The sequence below is a fragment of the Streptomyces sp. SID13726 genome (assembly GCF_010548375.1).
Taxonomy (GTDB): domain Bacteria; phylum Actinomycetota; class Actinomycetes; order Streptomycetales; family Streptomycetaceae; genus Streptomyces.
Genome location: NZ_JAAGLY010000011.1, coordinates 129859 through 146164 on the forward strand (window position 1 = coordinate 129859; position 16306 = coordinate 146164).

Consider the following 16306-nt stretch of genomic DNA (forward strand, 5'->3'; position numbering starts at 1 on the left):
GGTGTCCCTTCGTGTTCAGTGCTGCTGTCCGGGGGCCGCCGCGTCCAGCACGGCGGCCAAGGCCCCGAGGTCCGCGCCGAGTTGGTCCGCGACCGCCCTGACGACGTCCAGGTCCTTGCCGAGGAATCCGGCCGTGGACCGGGCGAACTCCGCGACCGAGCCGCGGCGTACGACTCCGGCGAGGGCGCGGCTCGCGGCGCTGCCGTGGGTGAGGGCGTCCAGGAGGACGGTCTCGTCGATTCCGAGCTGCCGCCCCAGGCGTGCCGCGTGGGACAGCAGGCCGATCTGGGCGGCGAAGAGGGTGTTGTTGACCAGCTTGACCCGCTGTCCCGTGCCCAGTGGGCCCACGTGCAGCACGGGGTCGGCGTAGCTGCGCAGGATCGGCCGGACGCGGGCGACGGTGTCGTCGGCGCCGCCCACGAAGAGGGTGACGCGACCCGCGGCGATGTCGTGCGGGCCACCGCTGACGGGGGCGTCGACCACGTCGATCCCGCGTGCCGCGACGGCCTCGACGGTGTCCGGATGGCCGGTGGTGTGGACGACGAGGACGGCTCCGGCCGGCATCGCGTCCAACAGCCCGCTCTCCAGGCAGACTTCACGGACCTGGTCGTCGTCGTACACGCACACCAGCACGGCGTCGGCACCCTCGGCGACCTCGGCCGTGTCGGCCACGACCCGGGCCGACTCCCGGTCGAGGGCACGGCGGGTCTCGGTGCTCCGGCCGAGCACCCGCACGTCATGGCCTGCCTCGGCGAGCCTGCGGAGCATCGGGCGGCCCATTCTCCCGGCGCCCACGACACCGATCACAAGAATCTCCCTTCCGAATGCGAGAACCATACTTTCATCGAGGCGTCGATCGGAAGTCCCGTGTCTTGACTTCATGTCACTGCATGACAAATGGAAGGAGCACACAGCCGAGGTCGTGACGGGCGCCAGGGGTAGGGGTATGGTTCTCAGCGAACTGGACACTGGATCTCTCTTTCAGAGAACCACATTTCCACAGCCGGGAAGGGAACGGGATGCCACTCCCGCACACACGACGGCTGCTCGTCGACGGACAACTCCTCGACCCGGAGCGGACGTTCACCACGATCGACCCCGCGAGCGGCGACGTCCTCGGCGCCGCCCCGGACGCCACGCCCGAGCAGGCCGAGGCCGCCGTCACGGCTGCCCGCCGCGCCTTCGACACCACGAGCTGGCCGACGGACCGGGAGTTCCGGATCCACTGCCTCGACCAGCTCCACCGGGCGCTCACCGAACACCTCGAAGAACTACGGGAGTTGACGATCGCCGAGGTCGGCGCGCCCCGCATGCTCACCCACGGCCAGCAGCTCGACGAGCCGGTGGAGCTGGTCCGCTACTACGCCGACCTGCTGCGCACCCACCCGCTGACCGAGGATCTGGGCGTGGTCGAGTACCAGGGGCAGCGCCATCACCGCTGGGTGGAGAAGGAGGCGGGCGGGGTCCTCGCGGCGATCGTGCCGTACAACTACCCCGTCCAGCTGGCCCTCGCCAAGCTCGCCCCCGCACTGGCCGCCGGCTGCACGGTCGTACTCAAAGGTGCCCCGGACACCCCGCTGATCACCCTGGCCCTGGGCGAGCTGATCGCGGAGCACACCGACGTCCCGCCGGGTGTGGTGAACGTCCTGACCGCGTCGGACACTGCGGTCGGAGAGCTGCTCACCACCCACCCGGCCGTCGACATGGTCAGCTTCACCGGTTCCACCGCGACCGGGCGCCGGATCATGGCCGCCGCGAGTTCCACGGTGAAGCGGGTCTTCCTCGAACTCGGCGGCAAGTCGGCCCTGATCGTCCTGGACGACGCCGACTTCACGGCGGCGGCGCGCTACGCGGCGTACATGATCTGTCTGCACGCGGGGCAGAGCTGCGCGATCACCTCCCGGATGCTGGTGCCGAGGAACCGGCACGACGAGATCGTGGAGCGGGTCGCGGGCGCGCTCGACCGGGTGCGGTACGGCGATCCCGCGCACCCCCGCACCTACATGGGCCCGCTGATCAGCGAACGGCAGCGGGACAAGGTCGACGGCATGGTCCGGCGCGCCGTCGCCGCGGGCGCCACGCTGGTGACCGGCGGCAAGCGTGTCGACCCCGGCTTCTTCTACACACCCACCCTGCTCACCGGCGTGGACCCGAGGAGCGAGCTGGCGCAGGAGGAGGTCTTCGGGCCGGTCCTCGCGGTCCTGCCGTACGACGACGAGGACGACGCGGTGCGGATCGCGAACGACTCGGTGTACGGGCTGTCCGGCGCGGTCATGGGCGCCGACCGGGAGCGGGCCCTGGCGCTGGCACGGCGGATCAGGACCGGCACGTTCAGCGTGAACGGCGGCAACTACTTCTTCGCCGACACCCCGTTCGGGGGCTACCGACAGTCCGGGATCGGCAGGGAGAAGGGCATCGACGGACTGGAGGAGTTCATGGAACGCAAGACCTACGGCGAGGTGGTCGCATGAGCACCGGACCGCTCGACGGCATACGGGTCCTCGAAGTCGCCATGTACGGCTTCGTGCCGTCGGCCGGTGCCGTGCTCGCCGACTGGGGCGCCGACGTCGTCAAGGTCGAGCACGCCGTACGCGGCGATCCACAGCGCGGACTGCGGCAGACCGGGGCCTTCAAGGTGGAGGGCGACCCCAACCCGAACGTCGAGCACGCCAACCGCGGCAAGCGCAGCCTCGGCCTCGACATGGCACGCCCGGAGGGCCGGGAGGTGCTGTACGACCTGGTCAGGCGCTCGGACGTGTTCCTGACCAGCTTCCTGCCGGACGCGCGGCGGAAGTTCGGCATCGACGTGGACGACATCCGCGCACTGAACCCTCGGATCGTGTACGCCCGGGGCAGCGCGCTGGGCCCGCGCGGCCGTGAGGCGGACAAGGGCGGCTACGACATGACGGCCTTCTGGGCCCGGGCGGGCACGGCGGCGAGCCTGACCCCGCCCGGAGTGGAGGGCATGATCCCGCCTCCGGGTCCGGCGTACGGGGACACCATCTCCGGGACGAACCTCGCCGGGGGGATCGCGGCCGCGCTGCTCAAGCGCGAGCGCACCGGTGAGGCGCCGGTCGTGGACGTCTCCCTGCTGGGCAGCGGGGTGTGGGCCCTGGGCCACGGCGTCGCGCTCTCCGTGCACCTCGACAAGCCGATGGTCGCGCCGCCCCTGGGCGGTCACGGCTCCCCCACCAATCCGCTGTCCGGCCTGTACCGCACCTCCGACGACCGCTATCTGGCCTTCGTCATGATGCAGCCCGGCAAGTTCTGGGCCGATGTGTGCCGGCACGTCGACCGGCCCGAACTGGCCGAGGACCCGCGCTTCGCCACCGCCGAGGACCTGGCCGCGCACACCGAGGAGGCCGTGAAGATCCTCCGCGAGGTGCTGTCCGGCCGCACGCTCGCGGAGTGGACCGAGCGGTTCGCCACGCTGGCGGGACCCTGGGCTCCCGTCCAGGACTCCCTCCAGGTGGGCTCGGACGCCCAGGTCCGGGCGAACGAGTACCTGCTCCGCGCCGGTGAGCTCGAACTCGCCGCGAGTCCCGTGCAGTTCGACGTCAGCGCCCCCGCGCTGGACCCGGCACCGGAGTTCGCCGCGCAGACCGAGGAGGTCCTGCTGGAGCTGGGCCTGGACTGGGAGCGGATCGCACAGCTGAAGGCCGCGGGAGCGGTGACCTGAACGCACGAGAGGACCCGTACATGGCAGTCACCGTCACCGAACTCACCCCGACGACCGGTGTCGAGATCACCGGTCTGTCCGGCAGCCGCCTGGTCGACAAGGCCGTGGCGGAGGAATGCCGGTCCGCGCTGGAGCGGCGCGGGGTGGTGATCTACCGCGAGGCCGACCTCGACGACGACGATCTGGTCGCGTTCAGCAGGCTGCTGGGCCAGGTCGTCCCGCTGCCGATGGGCGGTCACCCGACCCACCAGGAGATCCAGCGCATCACCCGGGACCCCTCCAAGAGCCCGCTGGCCGCCTACCGGGAGAGCACCTTCCACTGGCACATCGACGGGACGACGAGCGAAATCCCCGACCGGGCAACGCTTCTGACGGCACGCCAGATCTCGGACGAGGGGGACGGCGACACCGAGTTCGCCAACACCTTCGCCGCGTACGAGGCGTTGACGGACGACGAGAAGCGGGAGCTGGAGGGGGTGCGCGTGGTGCACAGCTTCACGGCCTCGCAGCTCCTGGTGACCCCGGACCCGTCGCCGAAGGAACGGGCCGCCTGGGACCGCAATCCGGCCCGCGAGCACCCCCTGGTCTGGACGCGCGCCGGTGGCCGCAAGTCCCTTCTGATCGGCGCGACCGCGGGCGAGGTCGTGGGCCGGCCCGCCGACGCGGGGCGGGCGTTCCTCGACGGTCTCCTGGAGCGGGCCACCCGGCCGGAGTTCACCCTCCGCCACCGCTGGCGCCAGGGCGACCTCGTCATCTGGGACAACACCGGGATGCTGCACCGGGCCCTGCCGTACGGCAAGGCGTCCTCCCGGCTGATGCACCGCACCTCACTGGCGGGCGAGGAGGCGGTGGCATGAGCGAGCGGCGTACGGCGGTCGTGACGGGCGGCGGTTCGGGCATCGGGCGCTCGATCTCCCTGAGGCTGGCCGAGGACGGGTTCGCCGTCGCGGTCCTGGACCTCAACGAGGAGTCGGCGGCTCAAGTGGCCGACGAGATAGGGCGGAAGGGCCACGAGGCGGTCGCGTTCGGGGGCGTCGACGTGTCCGACCGCGCCCGGGTCGACGAGGCCGTGGAAGAGGTCCGGAAGGTTCTCGGCGGTCCGGTGTCGGTGCTGGTCAACAACGCCGGGGTGGCCCGCACCGAGGGGTTCCTGAAGATCACCGACGAGTGGTGGGACCGGATCATGGCCGTGAACCTGAGCGGCCCGTTCTACTTCTGCCAGGCGGTCGTGCCCGACATGAAGGAGGCCGGCTGGGGGCGGATCGTCAACATCTCCTCCTCCAGCGCACAGTCGGGCCAGCCGTACATGACGCACTACGTGGCCTCCAAGGCCGGTCTCATCGGCTTCACCAAGGCCCTGGCCCTGGAGCTCGGCCCGTCGGGGATCACGGTGAACACCATCCCGCCCGGCTTCGTCGACACCCCGATGCTGCGCGCCTCGGAGCAGCGCGGGCTGCTCGGCGGCTCGGTGGACCACCATGCCGAGCTGACTCCGGTACGGCGGCCAGGGCGCCCGGAGGACATCGCGGCCGCGTGCTCGTTCCTGGTGTCCGAGGAGGCGGGCTATGTCACCGGGCAGGTGATCGGGGTCAACGGCGGCCGGAACACCTGAGGTTCACTCGGTGCCGCTTCCCAGCCGGCCGAGCAGCTGTGCCGGAGCGTGGTTGTCCCAGCCCGTCTCCGGCCAGTTGAACCAGCCCGAGGAGGCGTGGGTGCCGCCGTCGGGGTGCAGGGTGGTCCCGGTGACGTACGCGGACAGGCCCGAGGCGAGGAAGACCACGCAGTTGGAGACGTCGGCGGGCTCGCCGACCCGGCCCATGGGGATGGCGACGCGGATGCCCTCGGGGTCGTGCCGTACGCCGAACTTGCGCATGTTCGGCGTGGGAGTGAGGTCCGGGGCCACGTTGTTGACCCTGATCCGCTCGGGGGCGAGTTCGACGGCGAGGGTGCGCGCGAAGTGCTCGACCGCCGACTTGGCCGCCGCGTAGACGGCGAAGCCGGGGGCCGCGCGGTGGGCCTCGACGGTGGTGAGGTTGACGATGCTGCCGCCCCGGCCGCCGGCGCGCATCCGGGGCACCGCGAGGGAGCAGGCGTGCAGGACATGCGTGAGGTTGGTGCGCAGGATCGCGTCCCAGCCCTTCGGGGTGGTGTCGGTGAAGGGCGCGCGGAAGGTGCCGCCGACGACGTTGACCAGGGTGTCGAGGCGGCCCCAGCGGCGGTCGACCGCCTCGAACAGGGCGCCGAGAGCGTCGGGTTCGCGGGCATCGCCGTGATGGGCGATCAGGTCGGGGCCGGACAGCTTCCCGACCGCCTCCCCGTCGGTGTCGATCACCGCCACCCGCACGCCGTTCGCGGCCAGGTCGCGGGTGACGGCCGCCCCGAGTCCGCCCGCCCCGCCGGTGACCACGGCGACGGTCCCCACCAGCCCCGCCCGCTCCTCGAACCAGCCCGTCCCCATCCCCGTCACCGCAGGCAGGCCGCGCCGAAGGACTCCAGGAACTCCAGCGTGGCCGAGGCCGACCGTGCCGGGCAGGACACGACCACCCAGGTGACACCGGCCTTCTCCAGCTCGGCGAAGGCTTCTCGATGACGGTCGGCCTCGCCGGGCTCGGCGTCCCGGTAGGAGTACACGACGTCGATGTCAGCACCCAACTCGGCTATCTGTGCGGCCAGTTCGCGCACCGATCCCAGTTCGGGCGTCCGCGCGGTGGTGCTCAGCTGCGCTCCCCCGGACATCGGCATCCAGCCCTGCGCCCGCTCGACGGCCCGCCTCCGGCTCAGCCGGGAGTTGCCGCCGATCCAGACGGGGACGGGCCGCTGCACCGGCCGTGGCAGCGCGACCACGTCCCGTGCGCTGAAGTGCCGTCCCTCGTAGCTGAACGGCTCACCGCTCCAGTGCAGCGGCAGCACGTCGAGCACCTCGTCGAAGAGGGCGTTGCGCTCGGCCATGTCGACGCCGAGGGAGTGGAACTCGCTCTTCTGGTATCCGGCGCCGAGCCCGAGGATCAGCCGGCCCCCGGAGAGCTTGTCGAGGGTGGCGGCGGCCTTGGCGAGGAGGAAGGGATTGCGGTACGGGGCGACGGCGAGGTAGGTCAGCAGCCGCAGGCGTTCCGTCGCGGCGGCCGCGTAGGCGAGGGCGACGAAGGGGTCGAGGGTCTGGTGGCCGCCCGAGTGGAGCCAGCGGGCGCCCGGCGCCGGGTGCTCGCTGAACGACAGCCCGTCGAAGCCGTGCCGTTCGGCGGCCGCGGCCACTTCGTGCAGGGGCCCGGCGTCGAGGAAGTCCCCGTCGGGGCCGCCCGTCTCCGGGTAGTGGAAGATGAAACGCACCGCCGCCTCCTGTCGCTCACCGCTGGTGGGACGTCGCCGTGTCGTTCACTTCGTGCGCGACATCACCCTGTCCGCCGCCTCCCAGTGGGCGTCCGCCGCCCAGAGCCGGGCGAAGGCCTGTACCGCCTCGTGCGCCGAAGTGCCGCCCGAGACCACGCGCTTGATCTCCGCGGCCGGGGCGTGGGCGAGGGAGCGGGCGAGCGTACGCCATCCCTCGTCGAACGCGGCACGCGGCAACACCTCGTCGATCAGGCCGAGTTGCTGTGCCCGCACAGCATCCAGGACGGTGCCCGAACCCGCCAGCATCAGGGCACGCCCCTTGCCGACGAGTGCCGCGAGCCGTTCCGCGCCGCCCCACGCGGGCATGATCGCGAGGGTCACCTGGTTGAAGCCGATCCTGATGTCGTCCGCGGCCACCCGGATGTCGGCGGCGACGGCGACCTCTGCCCCGCCGCCCAGGGCATGGCCGTTGAGCGCGGCGATCACGGGGGCCGGGAAGGCGGCGATCCGGTCGCAGACACGGCGCATCCGCCATGCCATGTCCGCCGCGTCCACCTCGGTACGGATCGCGGCGAGTTCCTTGAGATCTCCGCCGGAGACGAAGGCCCGGTCACCGGCGCCCCTGATCACCAGGGCTCGCGCTCCCGCCGCCGCGTCGAGCGCCTTCTCCAGCTCGTCCATCGTGGCGAGCGAGATGGCGTTGCGCGCGTGCGGGCGGTCGATGGTGACCACGGCGAGGCCCTGGTCCACGTCGAGGTCGATCACGCGATTCCCCCCGAGGGATATTGGCATTCTCCAAAACGGAGAATAGCGTATGCGCCGCCGACCCGCAGCACTGGAGGTAGCACTCTCATGCGAAGGATCCCCGCAGATCTGGTCGAACGCTATGAGTCGGAGGGCTGGTGGACCCGGGACACGATCGGGGATCTGCTCACCCGGGGCCTCGCGGCGGCCCCCGACACCGAGTTCCGGGTCCATTCGGCCGTCCGCCCCTGGTCCGGCACCTTCGCGGACGTCGAGCAGACGGCACGCCGACTGGCCGCCGGGCTGCACGAGCGGGGCGTGGGCCCCGGTGACACGGTCGCCTTCCAGCTGCCCAACTGGATGGAGGCGGCTGCGGTGTTCTGGGCCTCGGCGATCCTCGGGGCGGCCGTGGTGCCGATCGTCCACTTCTACGGCCGCAAGGAGGTCGGCTACATCCTCGACTCCGTGCGGCCCCAGGTCTTCGTCGCCGCCGAACGGTTCGGGCGGCTGGAGTTCCAGCCGGACCTGTGCGCCGAGGTGCCGGTCGTGGGGGTGGTGGGCCGTGACTTCGAGCAACTGCTCGCGGACAAGCCCCTGTTCGGGACCCTCCCCGTCGATCCGACGGCCCCGGCCCTGATCGCGTTCACCTCGGGCACCACCCGCGACCCGAAGGGCGTCGTGCACAGCCACCAGACCCTCGGCCACGAGACCCGCCAACTCGCCGCGAGCTACCCGCCCGACCGGGGCGACCAGCTCACCGCGGCCCCGGTGGGCCACTTCATCGGCATGGTGAACGCCTTCCTGATCCCGGTCCTGGACGGCACCCCGGTCCACCTCACGGACGTCTGGGACCCGGGCCGGACACTGGAGTTGATGGTCAGTCACGAACTGCACGTCGGGGGCGGGGCGCCGTACTACATCACGAGCCTGCTGGAACATCCCGGGTTCGTCCCCGCCACCCATCTGCCGTACATGAGGTACGCGGGCCTGGGCGGCTCCTCGGTCCCGGCCGCCGTGACCACGCGGCTGGCCGGCCTCGGCATCCACGTCTTCCGGGCGTACGGCAGCACCGAGCACCCCTCGATCACCTCGTCCCGGCACGACGCACCCGAGGCGAAGCGGCTGTTCACCGACGGGGACCCGCTGCCCGGTGTGGAGATCCGGCTGGCCGAGGACGGCGAGATCCTCAGCCGGGGCCCCGACCTGTGCCTCGGCTACACCGACCCGGCCCTGACCGCCAAGACCTTCGACGAGCAGGGCTGGTACCGCACCGGGGACATCGGCGTGCTCGACGAGGACGGCTATCTCGCGATCACCGACCGCAAGGCGGACGTCATCATCCGCGGCGGCGAGAACATCAGCGCGCCCGAGGTGGAGGAAGTGCTGCTGGGGCTGCCCGGGGTGGCGGAGGCCGCGGTGGTGGCCGCCCCCGACGCACGGCTCGGCGAGCACGCGGCGGCCTTCCTGCGCATGCTGCCCGGTCAACCCCTGCCCACGCTCGACGAGTTGCGCGTCCACTTCGAGCACGCGGGCCTGGCCCGGCAGAAGTGGCCCGAGGAACTGCACGGCGTGGACGACTTCCCGCGCACGGCGAGCGGCAAGGTCCAGAAGTTCCGGCTGCGGCAGGACATTGCCGTACGCAAGTGAAGAGAATACGATTCTCTCAGAAAGCAAAGGAGGGTCTCATGTCGTCGCCTCGCGCGCTGCCGTATCCGCTCTTCGACGCGGACAACCACCTGTACGAGACCGAAGAGGCACTGACCAGGTACCTCCCCAAGCAGTACGAGGGAGCCATCGAGTACGTGCAGGTCCGCGGCCGTACGAAGATCGCGATCCTGGGCCAGATCAGCGACTACATCCCCAACCCCACCTTCGAGGTGGTCGCCCGTCCGGGCGCGATGGAGGAGTACTTCCGCGTGGGCAACCCGGACGGGAAGTCCCGCCGGGAGATCTTCGGCGAGCCGATGCGCTCGATCCCCGCCTTCCGCGAACCGGGGCCGCGTCTGGAGCTGCTGGACGAGCTGGGCGTACAGCGCACGCTGATGTTCCCGACGCTCGCGAGCCTCATCGAGGAGCGGATGCGGCATCACCCCGAGCTGATCCACGCGGTGATCCACTCGCTCAACGAATGGCTGCTGGAGACCTGGTCGTTCAACTACGAGGACCGCATCCTCACCACCCCGGTGATCACCCTCCCGATCGTCGAGAAGGCCATCGCCGAGCTCAACTGGGCGGTGGAGCACGGCGCCAAGGCGATCCTCGTACGGCCGGCCCCGGTGCCGGGGTACGGCGGTTCGCGCTCCTTCGCCCTGGAGGAGTTCGACCCGTTCTGGAAGCGGGTCGTGGAGACCGGGGTGCTGGTCGCGATGCACTCCTCGGACAGCGGGTACGCCAAGTACGCCGCCGACTGGGAGGGCGGCGGCGCGGAGATGCTGCCGTTCAAGTCGAACGCCTTCCGGCAGGTCAACGAGTGGCGGCCGATCCAGGACGCGGTGGCGGCCTGGGTGTGCCACGGCGCGCTGTTCCGCTTCCCGGAGCTGAAGATCGCGCTGATCGAGAACGGCTCGTCCTGGGTGGCCCCGCTGCTCGACCAACTCGCCGACGTGTACAAGAAGATGCCGGAGCAGTTCCTCGGGAACCCGGTCGAGGCCATCAAGAACAGCATCCATGTCAGCCCCTTCTACGAGGAGGACCTGGGAGGACTCGTCGACCTGATGGGCGTCGACCGCATCCTGTTCGGCTCGGACTACCCGCACCCTGAGGGGCTGGCCCAGCCGACGTCGTACGTCGAGGCCATCCAGGGGCTGAGCATCACCGACCAGGCCAAGATCATGGGCGGGAACCTGTCCAGGCTGATCCCGGCATGACGTCGAAGTCCGCCGGTTCTCCGGTGACTTGGGACTCGGTCCCGGCGATGGTGCTGAGCGCGGCCGACCGCTTCGGTGCCGCCGAGGCGGTCGTCGACGGTCCGCTGCGCCTCACCTTCGCCCAACTCGTCGAGCGGGTGAGGGTCGCGGCGGGAGCCTTCGCGGAACTGGGGGTGGAGAAGGGCGACCGGGTCGCGGTCTGGGCGCCCAACTCCGCCGAGTGGATCGTCGCCGCCTTCGGACTGCTGACGGCCGGCGGGGTGCTGGTACCGGTCAACACCCGGTACAAGGCGGACGAGGCCCATGACATCGTCCGGCGCAGCGGGGCCAAGGCGCTCCTCGTCCAACAGGGCTTCCTCGGGCTGGAGTTCACCGGTCCGCCCGGCGTCCCGGTGATCGACCTGAAGTCGGACTTCCTCGCGAGCGGGAAGCCGTTCGCCCGCGAGGTGAGCGGGACCGACGTCTGCGACATCATCTTCACCTCGGGGACGACCGGGCGGCCCAAGGGTGTGCTGATGAGCCACGCCCAGAACCTCCGGCTGTTCTCGGAGTGGTGCGATCTCGCCGATCTGCGGGAGGGCGACCGCTATCTGATCGTCAACCCGTTCTTCCACATGTTCGGCTGGAAGGCGGGCCTCATCGCCTCGCTGATCCGCGGCGCCACGATCCTGCCGGTGCCGGTCTTCGACGCGGACGTCGTCCTCGACCTGGTGGAGCGCGAGAAGGTGACCATGCTCCCCGGGCCGCCCACGCTGTACCACTCGCTCCTGGAGGCCCACGGCCGCCGGGACCTGTCCTCGCTGCGGGCGGCGGTGACCGGCTCCGCGGACATCCCGGTCGAGCTGATCCGCCGTATCCGCGAGGAGCTGCCCTTCCGGTCGATCATGACCGGCTACGGCCTCACCGAGGCGGGCACCGTCACCGCCTCGCGGCCCGGCGACTCCTTCGAGGACATCGCCACGACGGTCGGCACCCCGTGCGACGGCGTCGAGATCTCCCTCGCGGACGACGGCGAAGTGCTGGTCGGCGGCTACAGCGTGATGCTCGGCTACCTCGACGACCCCGCCGCCACCGCCGGGGCGATCGGCCCGGACGGCCGGCTGCACACCGGTGACCTGGGCACACTCGACGACCAGGGGCGCCTCAGGATCGTCGGCCGCAAGAAGGACATGTTCATCGTCGGCGGCTTCAACGCCTATCCGGCCGAGATCGAGGGCTTCCTCCTGGAGCACCCGGCGGTGGCGCGGGCCGCGGTGGTCGGCGTGCCCGACGACCGGCTCGGCCAGGTGGGCAAGGCGTACGTGGTGCGGCGCGCTCCGGTGACCGAGGCGGAACTGCTCGCCTGGAGCCGGAAGCGGATGGCCGGGTTCAAGGTGCCCAGGGCCGTCGAGTTCCGGGAGGAATTGCCGCTGACCGCCACGGGCAAGGTGTTGAAGGACCAACTGTGAAGGAACGCGCCGCGTTGTGCGCGGAAGAACCGCGTTTCGCGCCGGAGAACGGAGATTGAGCGTGACGACGAACCAGGCCACCGCCCCGGGGGAAGACATGTCACTCACTCGGATAGAGCGGCTCGACGAGGAGATCATCGCGCTGCTCGCGCGCCGGCGCGAGATGGCCCAGGAACTCCCCGCCCCGGCCCGGGCCCGCGCCGTCGACCCCGGCTTCGCGGAGACCGTACGGGAGATCACCGACCGCTACCGCCAGGAACTCGGCGGCGCCGGCGAACTGGTCGCCCGCGCGGTGCTGGTGCTGTGCACTCCGGGTCGGCAGAACTGACCGTCCGCGATACAGCCGTACAAAGCCGCCGGGAGTGATCCGCCCGACATCCGCCGGGTGGCGAAGAGCACAGGTCGTGGGGGTACGGCGGCCGTTGACACCCTCTTGGATTTGGCCGTACAAATGGCCGCATGAGCGTGCCTCAGCTTCCCCTGTCCGGGGTCACGGTGGTCAGCCTGGAGCAGGCCGTGGCCGCGCCCTACGCGACCCGCCAGCTCGCCGACCTCGGGGCCAGGGTGATCAAGGTGGAGCGGCCGGGCGACGGCGACTTCGCCCGGCGCTACGACACGACCGTGCACGGCCACTCCAGCTATTTCGTGTGGCTCAACCGGTCGAAGGAATCGCTCACGCTGGACCTCAAGGACCCGCGCGGGCGCGAGATCCTGGACCAGCTCCTCGACGGTGCCGACGTGTTCGTGCAGAACCTGGCCCCGGGCGCGGCGGACCGGCTGGGGCTGTCGACGGACTCCCTGGCCGCCCGGTGGCCGCGCCTGATCCCGTGCACGATCTCCGGGTACGGCACGGACGGACCGTGGGCCGACCGCAAGTCGTACGACCTGCTGGTGCAGTGCCAGACGGGCCTGGTGTCGCTGACCGGGACCGCCGAGGAGACCGCGCGGGTGGGGATCTCGGTCGCCGACATCGCGGCCGGGATGTACGCCTACAGCGGCATCCTCACCGCGCTGTACACCCGCGCCACCACCGGCAGGTCCCACCCGGTGGAGGTGTCGCTCTTCGAGGCACTGGCCGAGTGGATGAGCCAGCCGGCCAATTACACCCGCTACGGCGGCAGTCAGCCGCCCCGCCTGGGCACCCAGCACGCCACCATCGCCCCCTACGGCGCCTTCACGGCCGCCGACGGCAAGGACGTGCTCTTCTCGATCCAGAACGAACGCGAATGGATCAGCCTCTGCGCCAATTTCCTACGACAGCCCGAGCTGGCCCGGGATCCGCGCTTCGCCACCGGTTCCGACCGGGTCGCCCACCGCGCGGAGCTGAACAGCGTGGTCGCCGAGCGCGTCGCGCGCTCCACCGCCGCCGAGGTGTTGCGGGACCTGGAGGACATGGGGATCGCCTGTGCCGGGGTCAACGACGTCGCCGCGTTCCTCGACCACCCGGTCCTGGCCGCCCGCGGCCGCTGGCACGAGGTGGCGGTCCCCGGCGGGGCCACGGTGGAGGCGCTGCTGCCCCCGGCCGACCTCGCGGGCCTGCCCGCGCGCATGGACCCGGTACCCGCGGTCGGCGAGCACACCACGGCGATCCTCACCGAACTCGGGCGCGGCGACGCGGACATCGCGGTGCTGCGCGCCGACGCGGTCGTCTGAGCACCGGGCCGCACAGGAGACACCATGGCCGAGCGGACACAGCGGGACAGCATCTATCTGCGGCTCGCGCGCGAGCTGCGGGCGGCGATCCTGCGGCACGACTTCCCGGAGGGGGTGCGGCTGCCCACGGAGGCGGAGCTGGCCGACCGGTTCGGGATCAGCCGGCAGACCGTACGGCGGGCCTTCCAGGACCTCGTCGCCGAGGGTCTCGTCCACCGGGTGCCGGGACGCGGCACCTTCGCCACTCCGCGCGAGGAGCAGTATCTGCGCCAGTTCGGCTCGGTGGACGACCTGATGAGCCTGTCCCTCGACACCCGCATGGACGTCGTCACACCCCTGCACCGGCGGGTCGACGTGGACGCGGCGGGCCGGCTGGGTCTGCACACCGACCAGGTCCACCAGGTCGCCTTCCTGCGGCTGCACGAGGACACGGCGTTCTGTCACACCTCCGTGTTCCTGCCCCCGGAGGTCGGCCGGCTGCTGGAGTCGGTCCCGGAGCTGGCCGCACCCGGCACCTCCAGCGCCTCCACCGTCATCGGCCTGCTCGACGCGCGGCTGCCCGAGCCGATCGCCGAGGCCGAGCAGAGCATCACGGTCGCGGCGGCCACCGCCGAGATCGCCGAACACCTCGGCTGTGAACCGGGCCGGGCGCTGCTGCGCATCGACCGGGTCTACCAGTCGGCTGACGGACAGCTCGTGGAGCTGGCCGTCGGTCACTTCCTGCCCGAGCACTACTCGTATCGCGTACGGCTGCGGCGCAGCGGGCGCTGACGTCGTCGCACACGCAAGAATCAGGAGAAGGCCTTGAGCTTGAGGATCGTTGTCACCGTGAAGTACGTGCCCGACGCCACCGGCGACCGGCATTTCGCCGATGACCTGACCGTCGACCGCGACGACGTGGACGGGCTGCTGTCCGAGCTGGACGAGTACGCGGTCGAGCAGGCGTTGCAGATCGCCGACAACGCGGACGACGCCGAGGTGACCGTCCTGACCGTCGGTCCCGAGGACGCCAAGGACGCGCTGCGCAAGGCCCTGTCGATGGGTGCCGACAGGGCGATCCACGTCGAGGACGACGACCTGCACGGCACGGATGCGATCGGGACCTCGCTGGTGCTGGCGAAGGCGGTCGAGAAGGCGGGGTTCGACCTGGTGATCTCCGGGATGGCCTCGACCGACGGCACGATGGGTGTCGTACCGGCGCTGGTCGCGGAGCGTCTCGGGGTCCCGCAGGTCACGCTGCTGTCCGAGGTCTCCGTCGAGGACGGCACCGTGAAGGGCCGCCGCGACGGGGATGCCGCCTCGGAGCAGCTGGAGGCCGCGCTGCCTGCGGTGGTGTCGGTGACCGACCAGTCGGGCGAGGCGCGTTACCCGTCCTTCAAGGGGATCATGGCGGCGAAGAAGAAGCCGGTTCAGTCCTGGGACCTGTCCGACCTGGACCTCGACGCCGGGGAGGTCGGCCTGGCGGGGGCGTGGACGGCCGTCGACTCCGCCGCCCAGCGTCCCGCCCGTACCGCGGGCACGATCGTCAAGGACGAGGGCGAGGGCGGCAAGCAGCTCGCCGAGTACCTCGCGAGCCAGAAGTTCATCTGATCCAACCGTCCTTGATTTCACAGGAGTTGCTGTCCCATGGCTGAAGTTCTCGTCTACGTCGATCACGTGGACGGTGCCGTCCGCAAGCCCACCCTGGAGCTGCTGACCCTGGCCCGCCGCGTCGGCGAGCCCGTCGCCCTCGCGCTGGGAGGCGGCGCCGCCGACACCGCCGCCGCGCTCGCCGAGCACGGCGCGGTCAAGGTCCTCACCCACGACGCCTCCGAGTACGCCGACTACCTGGTCGTACCGAAGGTCGACGCCCTCCAGGCCGCCGTCGAGGCCGCCTCCCCGGCCGCCGTCCTGGTCCCCTCCTCCGCCGAGGGCAAGGAGATCGCCGCCCGCCTCGCGCTGCGCATCGGCTCCGGCATCATCACCGACGCCGTCGACATCGAGGCCGGCGCCGAGGGCCCGGTGGCCACCCAGTCGGTGTTCGCCGCCTCCTTCACCACCAAGTCCCGTGTCTCCAAGGGCGTTCCGGTCATCACCGTGAAGCCCAACTCGGCCGCCGTCGAGGCCGCCCCGGCCGCGGGCGCGGTCGAGGCCCTGTCGGTGTCGTTCTCCGCGCAGGCCACCGGCACCAAGGTGACCGGCCGCACCCCGCGTGAGTCGACCGGGCGTCCGGAGCTGACCGAGGCCGCGATCGTCGTCTCCGGCGGCCGTGGCATCGGCGGCGACTTCACCGTCGTAGAAGCACTCGCCGATGCCCTGGGAGCAGCGGTCGGCGCTTCCCGGGCGGCCGTCGACGCGGGCTGGTACCCGCACACCAACCAGGTGGGCCAGACCGGCAAGTCCGTGTCCCCGCAGCTGTACATCGCGAACGGTATCTCCGGCGCGATCCAGCACCGCGCGGGCATGCAGACCTCGAAGACGATCGTGGCGGTCAACAAGGACGCCGAGGCCCCGATCTTCGACCTCGTCGACTACGGCGTCGTCGGCGACCTCTTCGACGTCGTCCCCGCCCTCACCGAGGAGATCAACTCCCGCAAGGGCTGAACGTG

16 protein-coding genes are annotated in these 16306 nt (G+C 71.1%); 12 read left to right on the forward strand and 4 right to left on the reverse strand.

The features are described 5' to 3' along the window. Nucleotides 1-15: 15 nt before the first annotated feature. Complete coding sequence (locus G3I78_RS27445) at nucleotides 16-807, reverse strand: NAD(P)-dependent oxidoreductase (protein WP_343243862.1); 792 nt, start codon at nucleotides 805-807, stop codon at nucleotides 16-18. A 212-nt stretch (nucleotides 808-1019) separates the two neighbouring features. On the opposite strand from G3I78_RS27445, the gene G3I78_RS27450 reads away from it, so the two are divergent. From G3I78_RS27450 to G3I78_RS27465, 4 genes are read left to right on the forward strand one after another with little or no spacing between them, the layout of a single operon-like run. Next, entirely contained in the window at nucleotides 1020-2471 is a 1452-nt protein-coding gene (locus G3I78_RS27450) for an aldehyde dehydrogenase family protein (RefSeq protein ID WP_164429220.1), read from the forward strand. Beyond that, nucleotides 2468-3679, forward strand: coding sequence for a CoA transferase (locus G3I78_RS27455; RefSeq protein WP_164429222.1), 1212 nt, complete (start codon nucleotides 2468-2470; stop codon nucleotides 3677-3679). The genes G3I78_RS27450 and G3I78_RS27455 overlap by 4 nt, the downstream gene beginning before the upstream one ends. A 20-nt stretch (nucleotides 3680-3699) precedes the next feature. After that, complete coding sequence (locus G3I78_RS27460; RefSeq protein WP_164429224.1) at nucleotides 3700-4536, forward strand: TauD/TfdA family dioxygenase; 837 nt, start codon at nucleotides 3700-3702, stop codon at nucleotides 4534-4536. Then, nucleotides 4533-5291: an SDR family NAD(P)-dependent oxidoreductase gene (locus G3I78_RS27465; protein WP_164429225.1), complete on the forward strand. Its 759-nt coding sequence runs from the start codon at nucleotides 4533-4535 to the stop codon at nucleotides 5289-5291. The genes G3I78_RS27460 and G3I78_RS27465 overlap by 4 nt, the downstream gene beginning before the upstream one ends. A 3-nt stretch (nucleotides 5292-5294) precedes the next feature. Here G3I78_RS27465 and G3I78_RS27470 read toward each other — a convergent pair whose 3' ends face one another. From G3I78_RS27470 to G3I78_RS27480, 3 genes are read right to left on the reverse strand one after another with little or no spacing between them, the layout of a single operon-like run. Beyond that, nucleotides 5295-6137: an SDR family oxidoreductase gene (locus tag G3I78_RS27470; protein WP_164429227.1), complete on the reverse strand. Its 843-nt coding sequence runs from the start codon at nucleotides 6135-6137 to the stop codon at nucleotides 5295-5297. A gap of 5 nt (nucleotides 6138-6142) precedes the next feature. After that, nucleotides 6143-7006 (reverse strand): LLM class F420-dependent oxidoreductase, encoded by an 864-nt coding sequence (locus G3I78_RS27475; RefSeq protein ID WP_164429229.1) that lies wholly within the window; start codon nucleotides 7004-7006, stop codon nucleotides 6143-6145. Between the two features lie 45 nt (nucleotides 7007-7051). Then, a complete protein-coding gene (locus G3I78_RS27480) occupies nucleotides 7052-7771 on the reverse strand; it encodes an enoyl-CoA hydratase/isomerase family protein (RefSeq protein WP_343243863.1) in 720 nt (239 codons plus the stop codon). An 87-nt stretch (nucleotides 7772-7858) separates the two neighbouring features. On the opposite strand from G3I78_RS27480, the gene G3I78_RS27485 reads away from it, so the two are divergent. The 8 genes from G3I78_RS27485 to G3I78_RS27520 all read left to right on the forward strand — a co-directional run bounded on the left by G3I78_RS27485 (nucleotide 7859) and on the right by G3I78_RS27520 (nucleotide 16301). Then, entirely contained in the window at nucleotides 7859-9397 is a 1539-nt protein-coding gene (locus tag G3I78_RS27485; RefSeq protein WP_164429233.1) for an AMP-binding protein, read from the forward strand. A gap of 38 nt (nucleotides 9398-9435) precedes the next feature. Beyond that, entirely contained in the window at nucleotides 9436-10617 is a 1182-nt protein-coding gene (locus G3I78_RS27490) for an amidohydrolase family protein (RefSeq protein ID WP_164429235.1), read from the forward strand. Then, nucleotides 10614-12065, forward strand: coding sequence for a FadD3 family acyl-CoA ligase (locus tag G3I78_RS27495; RefSeq protein WP_164429237.1), 1452 nt, complete (start codon nucleotides 10614-10616; stop codon nucleotides 12063-12065). The genes G3I78_RS27490 and G3I78_RS27495 overlap by 4 nt, the downstream gene beginning before the upstream one ends. Nucleotides 12066-12126: 61 nt before the next feature. Next, complete coding sequence (locus G3I78_RS27500) at nucleotides 12127-12393, forward strand: hypothetical protein (RefSeq protein ID WP_164429239.1); 267 nt, start codon at nucleotides 12127-12129, stop codon at nucleotides 12391-12393. 131 nt (nucleotides 12394-12524) lie between these two features. Continuing rightward, nucleotides 12525-13718, forward strand: a complete 1194-nt coding sequence (locus G3I78_RS27505) for a CaiB/BaiF CoA-transferase family protein (protein WP_164429241.1) — start codon at nucleotides 12525-12527, stop codon at nucleotides 13716-13718. Between the two features lie 24 nt (nucleotides 13719-13742). Continuing rightward, nucleotides 13743-14489 carry a GntR family transcriptional regulator gene (locus G3I78_RS27510; RefSeq protein ID WP_164429243.1) on the forward strand — a complete coding sequence of 249 codons (747 nt, stop codon included), beginning with the start codon at nucleotides 13743-13745 and terminating at the stop codon, nucleotides 14487-14489. 33 nt (nucleotides 14490-14522) lie between these two features. Continuing rightward, complete coding sequence (locus tag G3I78_RS27515; protein ID WP_164429245.1) at nucleotides 14523-15308, forward strand: electron transfer flavoprotein subunit beta/FixA family protein; 786 nt, start codon at nucleotides 14523-14525, stop codon at nucleotides 15306-15308. 36 nt (nucleotides 15309-15344) lie between these two features. Then, entirely contained in the window at nucleotides 15345-16301 is a 957-nt protein-coding gene (locus G3I78_RS27520; RefSeq protein WP_164429247.1) for an electron transfer flavoprotein subunit alpha/FixB family protein, read from the forward strand. Nucleotides 16302-16306 lie beyond the last annotated feature (5 nt).

Bases quoted from the DNA above. Each gene is read 5' to 3' on its own strand.
- G3I78_RS27470 (WP_164429227.1), bottom strand. From the start codon at position 6,137: ATGGGGACGGGCTGGTTCGAGGAGCGGGCGGGGCTGGTGGGGACCGTC.
- G3I78_RS27510 (WP_164429243.1), top strand. From the start codon at position 13,743: ATGGCCGAGCGGACACAGCGGGACAGCATCTATCTGCGGCTCGCGCGC.
- G3I78_RS27450 (WP_164429220.1), top strand. From the start codon at position 1,020: ATGCCACTCCCGCACACACGACGGCTGCTCGTCGACGGACAACTCCTC.
- G3I78_RS27455 (WP_164429222.1), top strand. From the start codon at position 2,468: ATGAGCACCGGACCGCTCGACGGCATACGGGTCCTCGAAGTCGCCATG.
- G3I78_RS27505 (WP_164429241.1), top strand. From the start codon at position 12,525: ATGAGCGTGCCTCAGCTTCCCCTGTCCGGGGTCACGGTGGTCAGCCTG.
- G3I78_RS27495 (WP_164429237.1), top strand. From the start codon at position 10,614: ATGACGTCGAAGTCCGCCGGTTCTCCGGTGACTTGGGACTCGGTCCCG.
- G3I78_RS27490 (WP_164429235.1), top strand. From the start codon at position 9,436: ATGTCGTCGCCTCGCGCGCTGCCGTATCCGCTCTTCGACGCGGACAAC.
- G3I78_RS27465 (WP_164429225.1), top strand. From the start codon at position 4,533: ATGAGCGAGCGGCGTACGGCGGTCGTGACGGGCGGCGGTTCGGGCATC.
- G3I78_RS27485 (WP_164429233.1), top strand. From the start codon at position 7,859: ATGCGAAGGATCCCCGCAGATCTGGTCGAACGCTATGAGTCGGAGGGC.
- G3I78_RS27460 (WP_164429224.1), top strand. From the start codon at position 3,700: ATGGCAGTCACCGTCACCGAACTCACCCCGACGACCGGTGTCGAGATC.
- G3I78_RS27520 (WP_164429247.1), top strand. From the start codon at position 15,345: ATGGCTGAAGTTCTCGTCTACGTCGATCACGTGGACGGTGCCGTCCGC.